Below are 14925 nucleotides of genomic sequence, written 5' to 3'. Positions count from 1 at the left end.
AAACCTCTAATTTATAATTAATAAATTTAACATATTTAAAGGTTGAAAGCTAGATAACATCTAACTTTCAGTCATCGAAAATTTTATACTTTCCTGTACTTTAAAAAAAAGAGACGCTAAGCATCTCTTAAAAACAATTATTTCCAACTCATTTTATTCATGTAATTTTCAACGTATTCATTACTTATTGCTGGATTAATAGTATCTTCATGTGTAATAGTAATTATTGACATTGCAATTGCATACTTTAATGTTTCAATTATAGATAACCCATTCATATATCCTAATCCTAATCCAGCTACAAACGAATCTCCAGCACCTGTTACATTTTTTATGTCTATCTTATCATTTTGGCATATAGTACCTTCTTCACCTTTTGTAAGATAGTAAATCCCATCTGCATCTAAACTTATAAATACATTTTCAACACCTTGCTCTAAGAAGTATCTTCCTGCTTTTTGCAAATCCTCATAACCATTGATTTTAAAACCACATAAAGCTTCAGTCTCTAATCTATTTGGTTTTATTGTATGGAAATACTTCATCAAGTGGCTTATTTTTGTTGCTTTATTTGCTGAAACTGGATCTAATATAAATTTAGTTTTTCCTTGAAATTTCTTTAAAACATACTCTAATAATTCAGGGTTGTCTGAATCTACAATAGTATACTCAGCATTTTCAAAAATTTCAGCTTTTGAATCTATAAAACTACTTTCCATTTTATCTAAGCTATCCATATCTACTATTGCAGACTCCATTTCACCATGCTCATTTAGTATTGCCATATATGTAGGTGTACATTCATCTTTTAATATTAATGAATTGTCCATCTTATAACCTATTCTCTTAGAATGTTCTAAGATATTTCTCCCATTAGCATCATCTCCCAATATAGAAATGAATTCTGTGTTTATACCTACCCTAGCTAAATTCTCAGCAATATTTCTGCAAACTCCCCCAAGCGAAATCTTTATAGATCCTGGAATTGAATCCTTTGCCTTAAATTCTCTCTTACTAAAACCAATTATATCTACTATTGATGCCCCCAGTACTAGTATATATGGATTATTTTCGTTCATATTATCTCTCCTGCCATTAATTTTCCCTTTAAAACATACATACATTATAGTCAAAAGTCCGAAAAAAATAAAGAGAAAAATAAAAAAATGTCGTATCTTTTTTATTTTTCTCTTATTTCACTGTTAATTATTTAATTTTATTGCAACTTCACTTACTGCTTCTTCATTAATTTCATACTTTTCACTATACTTATTTTCTAAATCTATATTTTTAAATGCCACAGCCAGCATAAGTTTAATTCTATTGATCTGATTTACCTCTGATGCACCAGGATCATAATCAACTGCTACTATATTTGATAAAGGATAAAGTTCCTTAAGTTTCTTTATCATTCCTTTACCTGTAACATGATTAGGTAAACATGCAAAAGGCTGTACACATACAATATTATTTACACCTGTATCAATAAGTTCTAGCATCTCTCCTGTAAGAAGCCACCCTTCACCTGTTTGGTTGCCTAGAGACAATACTTTTGATGCTTTCTTCCCTAAATCCTTTATATGCATTGGATATTCAAATCTCTTACTCTTGCTTAATTCTGTTTTAATTTTCTTTCTATATAACTCTATTATCCTAATTGCTAATTTATTTAACTGCATGGATTTATAGCTTCCAGAAAGATATTTATATTTAAATTCAGCATCATAACATGAATATAAGAAAAAATCTAGAAGATCTGGTACAACAGCTTCAACACCTTCCTTTTCTAATTGTGAAACTATGTCATTATTTGCTGTTGGATGAAATTTAACAAGAATTTCTCCTACTACTCCCACCTTTGGTTTCTTTATATCTAATAATTCTAACTCATCAAAATCTTTTACTATATCTTGAACATTTTTGCTAAATTCTATCCATTTTCCGTTTTTCACATTTTGGCATGCAACATCTTTCCATTTCTTATATAAAGTATTTGCTGCTCCTTTAACTTTTTCATACGGTCTTACCCTATATAAGACTCTCATAAATAAATCTCCATATAATATAGCCATAAGCCCTCTATTAACAAAAGCTGGTGTTATTTCAAATCCTGGCTGCTTTTCCATACCCAAAGCATTTAATGATATTATTGGAATATTATCAAAACCTGCTTCCCTTAAGGCTTTTTTAATAAATCCTATATAATTTGTAGCCCTACAACCGCCTCCTGTCTGACTCATTATTACAGCAGTCTTATTTAAATCATATTTTCCTGACATCAAAGCACGAATCATTTGTCCTACCACAATAATTGACGGATAGCAGGCATCATTATTCACATATTTCAATCCATACTCTATTGCTTCCTTATCAATGGATGGCATTACTTCTACATTATATCCAATACTCTTAGCTGCTGCTTCAACAAAATCGAAGTGTATTGGTGACATTTGAGGACAAAGGATTGTATAATCTTTCCTCATTTCCTTAGTAAAAATATTTCTTTTATTCACTTGTGTCACCGGCTTTAGCTTAATACCTTTTCTTTCTCTTTCTTCAATCGCTGCTTTTAATGACCTAATTCTAATTCTTACTGCTCCAAGGTTACTTCCTTCATCAATCTTTATAAGGGTATACATCTTTCCTGCTGATGATAAAATTTCATTAACTTGGTCTGATGTTATGGCATCAAGTCCGCAGCCAAAGGAAGTAATTTGAATAAGTTCTAAGTTTGGATTATTTTTTACATAAGATGCTGCCCTATATAATCTACTATGATACATCCATTGATCCACAACCCTAAGAGGTCTTTCAACCTTATCTAAATGAGCAACACTATCTTCTGTAAGAACTGCCATCCCATAAGAAGTAATTATATCTGTTAATCCATGATTAATTTCTGGATCTACATGATAAGGTCTACCGCTAAGCACTATCCCTTTTATATGATTTTCTTCAATATATTTAATAACCTCTTCACCTTTTTTCCTTATATCTGTTACAAATTTTTCTCTTTCTTCAAAAGCCTTCTTAACAGCTTCCTTAGCTTCCTTTATAGACACACCAAATTCCTTAAATACTATATATATTCTTTTTGCTAATTTTTCTTCATTGCTTAATGAAAGGAAAGGTGAAATAAAGTTTATTTCCTGCTTCTTTATTTCATCAATATTATTCTTAATAACCTCTGGATATGATGTTACCATTGGACAGTTATAATGGTTGTCTACTGTAGGGTCTTCTTTGTATTCATATGCTACACATGGATAGAATATATTTTTAATTCCCTTTTCTATAAGCCACAATATATGTCCATGAGATATTTTTGCTGGATAACATGCTGATTCTGATGGAATTGTCTCAATTCCTTTATCATATATCTTCCTACTGGATAATGGTGATATCTCTACTCTAAATTTTAAACTTGTTAAAAGAGTAAACCAAAATGGATAATTTTCATACATATTAAGTACTCTTGGTATACCAATTACCCCTCTTTCCGCTTGACTTTCTTCTAGAGGAGTATAGTCAAAAGCTCTTTCTAACTTATATTTAAATAAGTTAGGGATTTCTCTTTTTCCTTTCATATTTCCCAAAGGCTTCTCGCATCTATTTCCTGTAATGAACTTCTTACCATTGGAAAACTTATTAATTGTTAAAAGACAATTATTACCACAGCCACCGCATCTCATAGTATTGATTGCTATTTTTATATCTCCTAGCTCCTCTTTTGATACTAATGTTGTCTCTTTACCTTCTATATATCTTTCCCTACTTATTAATGCTGCACCAAAAGCTCCCATTATACCTGAAATATCTGGACGTACTACATTTATTCCTGTTATCTTTTCAAAACTTCTAAGAACACCATCATTATAAAATGTTCCACCTTGTACAATAACTTTTTTACCTAACTCTTCAAAATTGCGTATCTTTATAACCTTATATAAAGCATTTTTTATTACTGAATAACATAAACCTGCTGATATATCTGCAACTTCATAGCCTTCCTTCTGTGCCTGTTTAACTTTTGAATTCATAAATACAGTACATCTAGAGCCTAAATCTACTGGTTTCTTAGCTTCAATAGAAAGTTTCGCAAACTCTTTAATAGGAAGGTTCAATGATTTACTGAAACTTTCTATAAATGACCCACACCCTGAAGAACATGCCTCATTTATCAAAATATTATCAATATTTCCTTCTTTCATCTTCAAGGCTTTCATATCTTGTCCACCAATATCCAAAATAAAGTCTACCCCTGGCAAAAAAGCCTCTGCTCCTTTAAAATGACATATGGTCTCAATTTCTCCAATATCTATTCCTAAGGCTGTCTTAATTAGTCCTTCACCATAACCTGTTACTGTACTTTTTACTATTTCCACTTCTTTAGGAAGCTTTTTATATAAATCCTTTAATATTTCTATACTCTTATTTAAGGGACTACCTTCATTACTATTATAATATGAATATAACAGTTGACCTTCCTCACCAATAAGAGCTGCCTTAGTAGTTGTTGAACCTGCATCAATTCCCAAAAATGCCTTACCTCTATAAGTGTTTAAATCAGCTCTCTTAACCTTATCATCTTCATGTCTTTTCTTGAACTCTTCATAATCATCATTGTCATTAAATAAAGGCTCCATATGCCCCTTCCCATCATCTTCTACTTTTATGGTACTGATTTTTCTTATTATATTATCAAGCTGTACATACTTTTCGTCTTTTGCCAATAACGCCGCTCCTATGGCCACATAGTAGTGGGATTCCTTAGGGACTATGTACTCACCTTCTTTTAAATTTAAAGTCTTAATAAATCTATTTCTAAGTCCATCTAAGAAATGAAGTGGTCCTCCTAAAAATGCTACTCGTCCTCTTATAGGTTTACCACATGCTAATCCGCTAATAGTCTGATTAACAACTGCTTGGAAAATTGAATCAGCAATATCTTCTTTTCTTGCACCTTCATTAATTAATGGTTGTATGTCTGTTTTAGCAAATACCCCGCATCTAGAAGCTATAGGATAAATTATCTCTGCATTTTTAGATAATTTATTAATTCCTATAGCATCAGTATTTAAAAGTACTGCCATTTGATCTATAAATGCTCCAGTACCTCCTGCACAACTTCCATTCATTCTCTGTTCTATCCCACTGCTAAAATAAGTTATCTTTGCATCTTCTCCCCCTAACTCTATAGCTACATCTGTTTGAGGTATAAAGGTTTCTATGGCTTTATTACAAGCAATAACTTCTTGTTCGAAAGATAACTCTAGCCATTTAGATACAGCTAGTCCACCTGAACCAGTCACCATCATTTTAACATTGCTATTACCTATAAATTTATAACATTGTTCTAGGCTCTCTTTTAAGGTAGTTTTTATGTCTGAAAAATGTCTTTTATAAGTGCTATATTTAATATTATTATTTTCATCAATTACTAATACTTTAATAGTAGTTGAGCCTACATCAATACCTACTTTATACTTCCCCATAATATATCTCTCTTTCTATTTTATATTTATATACAATTATGTATATTATATTCCATTTTTACTATATTATAACATATTTTAATGAAAATTTTTCATTCTATTTTTTTATAATTTTCATAATATACCCTGTAAAATAATATAATTTAATGAATAATATTCCCATATGGAGAACATAATTAAAATATATTTATAAATCATAGGAGGGAAAAATGAATCACTTCAATGAAGGTAATAAATTCTATACTGAAAAACAGTTTCAAAAAGCAATAAATTCATATAGGTTGTCAATTGATTCAAATGTCAATGTTCCATGCTCTTATTATAATATTGGTGTGTGCTATATAAAATTAAGAGATTTTGATTCTGCTATAAAGATGATAAAAAAATCTTTGGAATTTCAAAAAGAAAGTAAATACTATTTTAACCTAGCATATTGCTATGCTATGAAGCAGGAAAGCAACAAAGCTCTAATTTATTTCAATTTAGCTTGGGCCTTAGATAGCTCTGACCTTGACTGCGAAAAGGCAATAAAACTTATTCTTTCCAAAAATAAAAAAGCACTTTAGCTAAAGTGCTTTTCTTATTTACCATTCACCGGCAATTTCTTCTTCTATATGATCTTCTTCAAATAAATTGCTATCAAAATAATCTCCAGAAATATAAAAGGTCGTATCAACATTTATCCATCTTCTTTCATCTGACAGATAAACTTGATTCCAAGCATGAGAACCATAACTCTTACCATCAAATGCCTCTCCCGTAACTAACCTTACCTTTAATCCTGCTGCCCTTGCCATTGATACATAAAGACATGCATAATCAAAGCATATTCCTTTACCACTATGCCAAGCAGTAATTGAGCCACTACCATCTAGCTCCTCTTCATTTAAAGCCTTTGATGCCTTTTCTGAATCATACTGGATATTGGTACCTATCCATGTATATATCCTCTTGGCCTTACTTCTATCATCATCACAAAATTTTATTATTTCTTTAGCCTTATTATCGATTTCCTCATTAGATTGTATACCTTCTTCTAAGGTTACTCCATTATAATAGATAATATTATTAGCTGTAGAAATTGTGTTGTCATTCATCGGATACATATCAGTATTGAAACTACTATTGGTAAATATAATAGTTTTTATTTTATTATAGGATGAAAAATCACTAAATAAATCTATTTTATTATTGGCTCCTATGGTTCTATTGTAAGTAATTACACCAACAAAAACTATTAGTATAATTACTAATCCTTTAATAAACCCTAAAAATCCTGAAATAATGCATAAGGATATAGCCCTCTTTTCATTGCTTTTAAATGCTGAAATAACATGTTGAGATAATAGCTTTAACAATACATAAATAATATTCTGGCTAATACAGAAAAATATAATTAGTATAATGCTATTGGTATACTTTGTATTATATATAAAGGTCAAGTATTGCAATTTAAATCTTATAATTACAGTCATTACTAAATTTAAATTAACAATTACCAGAAAAAATGTCAGCAAAATAGAAAAATAATATAAAACTTTGTATACTGAATATTTCAAAGTTCTTTCTTCAAATGCTGTAAGTATACTTTCCCTTATACCATATAATACAATTATAGCACAAATAATATATGCTACTAACTCTCTCATAAAGGCTCCCTTCATAATTATTCTTAATTAACTATTCTCTTCACTACCCTAGAGACTAAATCATATCCATATCCTCTGCCCATTAAATATCTAGTAAGCTTTTGATATAATTTATATTTATCATTTTCCCTTTTACTTAGAACTTCGTACTTCTTTAATGCTAAATTATAAGCTATATCTTCTAAATCATCATTATTAACCTTATTTAGCTCTCTATAAATAAGCTCCTCACTTATTCCTTTTTGCATCAAACTATACTTTATCTTTTTTTCTCCTTGATTTCTTAATCTATCTTTTACATACATAGATACAAGTTTTTCATCATTTATTAAATTATATTCTTTTAAAAATGATAAAGTCCTATTAACAGTATTATTATCAAATTCCTTTTTTAATAATTTATCTTTTATTTCCTTTTCACTTTTATAAAACCTTTCAATTATTCTTATGGCAGCATTTTTACATTTAATATAATTATCTTCTTCAATAATCTTCTTTAATTTATCATAATCTACTGAATCTTTAACTTTTAATCCTTCTTTATATACAATTTCCATATCCACTGAAAAAGCATATTCTTCATCAATATATATATTAACTCTATTTTTATTACGATTTCCACATTCTATTTTTGTAATTATATTCATAATTATATCCACCTTTTAAGATTTTAATATATGAATAGTTGGATTTTTTAAGACTTTATTAGCTACCTCATAAATTTCATCACTTGTAATATTATTAATTCTCTCCATATCATGTAAAAACTCATAAATATCCTCATCTTCTATGGATTGATTTAAAATATAACTGCATAATTCAGAAGAATCATCTAAAGTTGAAATAACAGCTGTTTTATGAACCTTCTTCATTATATCAAGGTCCCTTTCTCCAATTTCTATCTTCTTCTTCTTAACCCCTTCTAAAATTTCATTTATTGCTTCTATTGTTTTATTAACATCTTCTTCAGCTACAGCGGTATAAATGTATAATGACTTTATATGATTGGTCATATCAAGATGTGAATATATATCATAGGCAAGCCCTCTAATTTCCCTTACTTCTCTAAATAAAAGTGAATTAGAACTTTCTCCTAATCTATGATTAAGTATTCTAAGTGGTAATTCTAAATCCTTTTCTAAATCGTAAAAAGTAAATAGATACATTATAGTACTTAATTCAATATTTTTCTTATAAGTTGTTTTCCTAATGGCCTTATTCTGCTCATCAAATATTTCTACTGCAACTAATTCTTTTGATTGCCAATGCCCAAAGTTTTCTTTTATTTTCTCTAAAGCTTCTTCATGCTCTAAAGATGAAACCATAGTTATTAATGTATTATTAGGTATATAGTGCTTTTCATAATAACTAATAATATCTTTTCTAGTAAATTTCTTTACATTCTTTTCTGTTCCTGCCACATCATATCTTAAACAGCTTTTTTCAAAGGCAATTTCATTAACTCTCTTAAAGCTTAAATCTTCTACACTATCCATACTTGCTTTCATTTCTGCAAGAATTACTCCTCTTTCTTTTTCTATCTCCTCTTTTAAAAATACAGAATTAGTAACCATATCTCCCAATAACTCTATTGCATTTCCCAATTCCTCTTCTAAGCAACTTATAGAGTAAACAGTAATGGAATAATCAGTGTATGCATTATATTCTCCGCCTAATGATTCTAAATCATCATTTAACTTTTCAAAACCTCTTTTAATTGTTCCTTTAAACATCATATGCTCAATAAAATGTGAAATCCCTTTTTCATCCTTACTTTCATTTAATGAGCCAACCTTTATTCCTACATTAATAGAAGATATTTGTGTATCCTTTTTTATTGTTAATACTTCTAACCCGTTTTCTAATTTGTGTTTTTTAACATCAAAATTTAATTTTATCATCTGATAATTTCCTTTCCCATCTCCTATAATTGTTTTAAATGCCTTTATGGACAGCTAAAATCCATTTTTAATCCACTTCTTTTTATAATAATATGTTTAAATATTAATTACAATAATATATTAACATGTTTTTATTTTTAAGTTTTTAGACTATAATTATTATTAAGTATATAATGGAGGACTTATTTATGAATAAAACAATACTTATTATTGAAGATGAAATTAGAATACGTTTTTTACTGAAAGATTATCTATTAAGTGAAGGATTTTCTGTGATTGAAGCCTGTGATGGTGAAGAAGGTCTTAAGGTTTTTAAAAATAATAATGTTGACCTTATCCTTTTAGATATAATGATGCCTAAAATTGATGGCCTAACTGTTCTTGAAAATATTAGAACAGTATCTGATATTCCAATAATTCTTCTTACTGCCAAAAGTCAGGAAGAAGATAAACTTTATGGCTATGATATAGGAGCTGATGATTATGTAACCAAACCTTTCTCTCCTAAAATTCTTGTAGCAAAAGTTAAAGCACTTTTAAAAAGAACTGCTGATCTTTGTGAAAATCAATCTTCTACAAAAAATTATAATGGTCTTACAATAAATAAGCTTTCTCATGAAATAAAAGTTAATAATGTTCAACTTGCCCTTTCACCAAAAGAGTACGAGCTTCTTGTTTATTTATCTGATAATATTGGCATTGCATTAACTAGAGATACTATTCTAGATAATGTTTGGGGAATAGACTATTATGGAGATCTTCGTACAGTAGATACAAATATTAAAAGGCTAAGAGAAAAACTTGGAGAAAAAGCAAATTACATTATAACTGTAAGAGGAAGTGGGTATAAATTTGATGTTAACCAATAGTAAAAGTATCAGCAAAAAATTATTTACCATAACCTTAGGGTTAATATTAGGAGTATTTTTTATAACTTTATTCTTTCAACTTGTTTTTTTTGAAGAATTTTATCTATATAAAAAGAAAGACTATCTTCTTAATCAAGCTAATGAATTTAGATATATGTATTCTTATCAAATACATAATAATGAGGTATTATCTGATGCACTAACAAATTATGAAGAAAAAAACTCTTCTAGAGTTGCTATTATTCCATTAAATAGAAATGATGTTGTTTATGTATCCAATAATCAAAATTCAGATAATACTTTTTCTACACTTACAAATTTTTGTGCTGAACTACTATATAATACTAAACTTATTAATACAGTATTAGATGAAAATGCACCCCTTGCTACTATTTTTACTAATCGCTCTAGCAATACAAAACAAATTGGTATTATTTCACCTATGTCATTACAAAATAACAATGATGCATTATTTATTTCTGTATCATCAATACAGCCAATAAAAGAAGCTAGTTCAGTTATAAAAACCTTTTACTTCTATATGCTGATTGGATTCATTATTGTTGCAACATTTCTTTCAATAGTTTATGCCAATCTTATAGCTAAACCATTGAAAAATTTAAATAATATTGCAAGGAAGATGTCAAACTTGGATTTCAGTGTAAAATGTAATGTATCCTCTGATGATGAAATTGGAAGCTTAGCAATGACACTGAACTTTCTATCAGCTAATTTAAAAAAATCTCTTGATGATTTAAAAGAGAAAAATATAAAATTAGAGGCTGACATAGAAAAAGAACGTGAACTTGAAACTATGCGTAAAGATTTTGTAGCCAGCGTAAGCCATGATTTAAAAACTCCTATTGGCATAATCAGTGGTTATGCCGAAGGATTAAAAGATGGTATTGTTTCTCCTGAAAATGCCCAAATATATCTTGAAACAATTATTGATGAAGCAGGAAAAATGAATACGCTAGTTACCAGTATGCTGGAGCTTTCAAAGTTAGAGTCAAATTCAATGCTTTTACAAATAGAAAGTTTTAATATAGTAAGACTGATAAGTGCTAAAGTTAAAAATCTTAACTTAGAGCTAAAAGAAAAAGACATTACAGTAAACTATATAGCTGTTCCTGACTTTGCTTATGTACAAGGTGATATCCTTAAAATTGAACAGGTAATTCAAAACCTAATTACCAACTCAATAAAATATACTCCCTGTGGAAATTATATAAATATAAGTATCATTGAAAATACTGATAACTTTGAAATATCTATTGAAAATACTGGTACTCATATTCCTGAAGAAGAACTTTCTAATATATTTATTAAGTTTTATAAACTTGATAAATCTGGTGATAGATCTACCAATAGCTTTGGGCTTGGACTTGCAATTGTTCAGAAAATTTTAGAACTTCATAATAGTGCTTATTCCATGACCAATAGCTTAAATGGAGTGTTATTTAAGTTTACCTTATCAAAGGCTAATGATAAACTTAACTAAAAATAAAAGATGCTAAAATCTTAAGCATCTTTTATTCTTCTATCAATCTTTTTAAATACAACTTCTTTTTTTAGCTCTAGTGTTTCACTATCTATTTCAACCTTGAAAATATCTGGACACTCTTCCTGACGCCATTTCTTCATATACTTTGCATTTATCTCAAATGAATAATAATATTTTTCATCATACCTATCTGAAAATTCATAAAATGTATTTTTACTATATCTATCAACCTTTAAATTTTCTTTTTTTATATTCCTGATAATAGGCATAAAAAACCTAAGAGGAATTTCATATTTAAAACTTCCCTTTATCTCCCTGCCTTCCATTAATGCTCGCTTTAAAAACCTTTCTTCTCTTTCATCAATCTTCTTAAAATGTAATTTGAAATTAGGCTCACCTTTTTTATTTTTGTCTATCTTTATTTTTATCATAATATTCCACCATATATTCCTACTATAATTTAAATAAATCCACCATCTATTCTTATTATTTGTCCAGTAAGATATTTACATTTATCCTCACATAAAAAGCTAACCACTCTTGCTACTTCATGAGCCTCACCGAATCTCATCATCGGTATTTCATTCTTTAAAACTTCCTTATCTTCACTATCAAGTACATTATTCATTTCCGTATTAATAACTCCTGGTGCTACTGAATTTACCCTTATATTAAATGAAGCCACTTCTTTTGCTAAAGCTTTAGTAAATAAATTAAGCCCTCCCTTAGTTGCTGAATATATAACTTCACATGATGCTCCTACTTCTCCCCAAACAGATGAAATATTTATTATATTACCACCATTTCTCATCATATTATTAATAGCTAGTTTAGAAAGATATATTGCTCCCATCAAGTTGGTGTTTACTAAATCATTTATTTCTTCTAAAGACATATCCATCAATAATCCAAACTTTGATATTCCTGCATTATTTACTAATACATCTAACTTACCAAAAGTCCCTATAACTTCATCAATAAGCTCTCTGCAATTGTTATAATTAGAAATATCTTTTTTAAAAAGCTTACCATAACCTCCATTCTTAATAACATTTTCCAATGTAGCCTTTGCTCCTTCATCATCTTTTGAGTAATTTATTGCTATTGCAGCTCCCTTTGATGCAAGTTCAATGGCAATAGCTCTGCCAATTCCTCTTGATGCACCTGTAACCAAAATAACTTTACCGCTTAAATTCATCTTCTGATTCTCCTTACATAATTTTATTTATTTTTTCTTTCTTCCTCTTCTGCTCTTCTTAACCTATCTCTTTCATTCCTTGCCCATAACAAATAGTTTTCAATGGATACAGGACCCCCAATAATTGCTTTCTTCACCCAAAGTATACCCGTCTCCTGAGCCTGTACGCTCCACTTCACCAAAGATATCTTTCCTCCTGAAATTTCAATGGCAGTTGCTGCATCTGGAAGTACACAACATCCATCATTAAAATATGGTGGTTCATGAATATCTGGAAAATAACTATTATGAGTATGCCCACATATAAGCATTTTACCATTTTCTTTAACCCATTGTTGTAATTTATTATCAATAAGTGTTCTTTTATTTTTACTTTTTGCTGAATTAGTTGGATCACGAAAACCTGCTATTCCATACATAAATTTCCAAATATATCTCACTAATATTTTGCTTATATCTTTAAATGTAGAATTAGTAATATCTATTTGATGTCCATGGGTTACAAGAAACTTTTCATTTAGTGGATTATATAAAAAATTAATTCCTTCATAAAATATATTATTATCTATAAATTCCATAAACTCATTGCCATATTTTGTGCCAATTTTATTTATACATTTTTCTTGCTTTAATTTAAAATTTTTTTTACTCTTTATTATATCATGATTTCCATATATAATAAAAATCCTATCTTTCTTGCTAAATTTATTAAATACTCTAAATACTGATTCATATGCATATGCTATTTCAGTAAAATCCCTATTTTTCCATAGTTCATCACCATCTCCCACTTCTACATAAATGAAATTATTTCTAAGATAATATCTAAGTGCTGTCAAATATATATTTCTATTATTTAATAAGGCATCGTAATATGTTCCATCACCACGATGCACATCTGACATAAAAACAATTTTATCCTCATCATTAAAAGGTATCGTAAAGGCATTATCATATAATCTACTTAAATCCTTTTTTGACATAATCCTACTCCTTTATATTTAACTTTAATTATTTTATGATTTTCCATTTCCATATTCCACATCATTTACAAGATTAATTTAACACCTATAAAAATTCTATAATTGCATAAAATATAATTAAATATTTGAATTCATTAGTATTTTTCATTCTAAAATGCTATAGAAAGGTTTGATATCTTTGAAAATTAGTTTATTAGTTAAATTAATCTCTTTCTTTTACTTGCTTTTAAATATGTGCTCCATTCCTTGCTACAGTTATAATATACCTAGAGATGATATTACTACCCTGGAGGACGAAAATAATCTCATTGAAGATAACAAAGATTTAAAGTCTCAGTTTAAACCCTTACTAGATAACTTATTTCTCAATAGAAATTCATCTATCTTATCTAATGATAGTGAAGGTTTAAAATCTTTTTATAATTTGGATAAAAAAACTGGTCAGTGGGCTTATGAAAATGAAATCAAGAAAATTAAATACTTTTCCAACTGGTGTGAAAAACAAGGAGCTAATTTTAGTAGGATTAATTCTATTGTGAATATAAGTAAAGCCATTGAAAAAGAGAAAAATTTATATGGAGTTATTTGTTATGTTTCCACAGAATTTTTCTACAAATATGAAGATGAGCCATGTATAGAAAATAGATTTAAACTAGGCACATGCCATTATTTGAATTTAAAAAAAAGTGATGATAACAGATTTATCATTGAAAAAGAATGGTATACAGACCCTTTAGCTGATTCACTAGATTTAAACAACATAAAATCTAATGAAATTAAAAATTACATTTTATCACATAAAGCACCTAAATATACACCTGATGAAAGAACAAAAAAAGCTATTGATTACGCCCATACTTATTGTGGTGTATCCGATGATGAAGAACATTTATTTAAGTATAATAAGAATTACAAAAACTTTAATCCTGATGGTGGTGATTGTGCTAACTTTGCTTCTCAAATACTATATGAGGGAGGAGAATTTAAGAAAAACTCTTCTTGGAGTTATTCTGGAAAGTCTGGTACTAAAGCTTGGGTTAATGCTCAGGAATTTAAAAATTACATGGTTAATAGCGGTAGAGCATCATATATTGCCAAAGGAAGCTATAATGATATCTATAAAGCAGCCTTTAATTTAAAGCCTGGAGATTTTGTAGGTTACGAAAAAAAAGGAAGAATTACACATATTTCTACAGTCACTGGATTAGATTCTAAAGGTTATCCTCTAGTTACATGTCATAATACTGATAGACTACTGGTTCCATATGATTTAGGATGGAGCAATGACAACATTAGATTTCATTTTTTAGATGTTCATTATTAATA

12 protein-coding genes are annotated in these 14925 nt (G+C 28.7%); 4 read left to right on the top strand and 8 right to left on the bottom strand.

All coding sequences use genetic code 11. The features are described 5' to 3' along the window. Positions 1 to 137: 137 nt before the first annotated feature. Both Q5O29_RS04325 and Q5O29_RS04320 read right to left on the bottom strand, forming a co-directional pair. Positions 138 to 1079: a carbohydrate kinase family protein gene (locus Q5O29_RS04325; protein ID WP_022211775.1), complete on the bottom strand. Its 942-nt coding sequence runs from the start codon at positions 1077 to 1079 to the stop codon at positions 138 to 140. A gap of 123 nt (positions 1080 to 1202) precedes the next feature. Next, the gene (locus Q5O29_RS04320; RefSeq protein WP_022211774.1) at positions 1203 to 5495 is read right to left on the bottom strand and encodes a 2-hydroxyacyl-CoA dehydratase; all 4293 of its coding nucleotides are present in this window, start codon (positions 5493 to 5495) and stop codon (positions 1203 to 1205) included. Between the two features lie 209 nt (positions 5496 to 5704). On the opposite strand from Q5O29_RS04320, the gene Q5O29_RS04315 reads away from it, so the two are divergent. Beyond that, on the top strand, positions 5705 to 6061 hold the full coding sequence (locus Q5O29_RS04315) for a tetratricopeptide repeat protein (protein ID WP_022211773.1): 357 nt from the start codon (positions 5705 to 5707) through the stop codon (positions 6059 to 6061). Between the two features lie 18 nt (positions 6062 to 6079). Here Q5O29_RS04315 and Q5O29_RS04310 read toward each other — a convergent pair whose 3' ends face one another. The 3 genes from Q5O29_RS04310 to Q5O29_RS04300 are packed head-to-tail and all read right to left on the bottom strand — an operon-like array spanning position 6080 to position 9045. Continuing rightward, positions 6080 to 7144, bottom strand: coding sequence for a transglutaminase-like domain-containing protein (locus Q5O29_RS04310; protein ID WP_022211772.1), 1065 nt, complete (start codon positions 7142 to 7144; stop codon positions 6080 to 6082). A gap of 23 nt (positions 7145 to 7167) precedes the next feature. Continuing rightward, a complete protein-coding gene (gene recX, locus Q5O29_RS04305; protein WP_022211771.1) occupies positions 7168 to 7791 on the bottom strand; it encodes a recombination regulator RecX in 624 nt (207 codons plus the stop codon). Between the two features lie 15 nt (positions 7792 to 7806). Then, positions 7807 to 9045 (bottom strand): pitrilysin family protein, encoded by a 1239-nt coding sequence (locus Q5O29_RS04300; protein WP_022211770.1) that lies wholly within the window; start codon positions 9043 to 9045, stop codon positions 7807 to 7809. Between the two features lie 188 nt (positions 9046 to 9233). On the opposite strand from Q5O29_RS04300, the gene Q5O29_RS04295 reads away from it, so the two are divergent. Both Q5O29_RS04295 and Q5O29_RS04290 read left to right on the top strand, forming a co-directional pair. Next, positions 9234 to 9914 (top strand): response regulator transcription factor, encoded by a 681-nt coding sequence (locus Q5O29_RS04295; RefSeq protein WP_022211769.1) that lies wholly within the window; start codon positions 9234 to 9236, stop codon positions 9912 to 9914. After that, complete coding sequence (locus Q5O29_RS04290) at positions 9901 to 11415, top strand: HAMP domain-containing sensor histidine kinase (RefSeq protein ID WP_302623507.1); 1515 nt, start codon at positions 9901 to 9903, stop codon at positions 11413 to 11415. Before Q5O29_RS04295 ends, Q5O29_RS04290 begins: the two co-directional genes overlap by 14 nt. Positions 11416 to 11435: 20 nt before the next feature. Here the strand turns inward: Q5O29_RS04290 and Q5O29_RS04285 are convergent, their stop codons facing one another. The 3 genes from Q5O29_RS04285 to Q5O29_RS04275 are packed head-to-tail and all read right to left on the bottom strand — an operon-like array spanning position 11436 to position 13599. Beyond that, complete coding sequence (locus tag Q5O29_RS04285) at positions 11436 to 11849, bottom strand: hypothetical protein (protein WP_022211767.1); 414 nt, start codon at positions 11847 to 11849, stop codon at positions 11436 to 11438. A gap of 29 nt (positions 11850 to 11878) precedes the next feature. Beyond that, positions 11879 to 12616: an elongation factor P 5-aminopentanone reductase gene (gene ymfI, locus Q5O29_RS04280; protein ID WP_022211766.1), complete on the bottom strand. Its 738-nt coding sequence runs from the start codon at positions 12614 to 12616 to the stop codon at positions 11879 to 11881. 23 nt (positions 12617 to 12639) lie between these two features. After that, complete coding sequence (locus tag Q5O29_RS04275) at positions 12640 to 13599, bottom strand: metallophosphoesterase (RefSeq protein ID WP_022211765.1); 960 nt, start codon at positions 13597 to 13599, stop codon at positions 12640 to 12642. 232 nt (positions 13600 to 13831) lie between these two features. Here Q5O29_RS04275 and Q5O29_RS04270 point away from each other — a divergent pair, with 232 nt between their 5' ends. Next, positions 13832 to 14923: an amidase domain-containing protein gene (locus Q5O29_RS04270; RefSeq protein WP_302631735.1), complete on the top strand. Its 1092-nt coding sequence runs from the start codon at positions 13832 to 13834 to the stop codon at positions 14921 to 14923. Positions 14924 to 14925 lie beyond the last annotated feature (2 nt).

This window comes from Clostridium sp. CAG:265 (genome assembly GCF_000436575.1).
Classification (GTDB): domain Bacteria; phylum Bacillota; class Clostridia; order Clostridiales; family Clostridiaceae; genus Clostridium; species Clostridium lentum.
The sequence above is the reverse complement of the archived record's forward strand: the minus strand, read 5'-3'. Positions and strand labels throughout refer to the sequence as shown.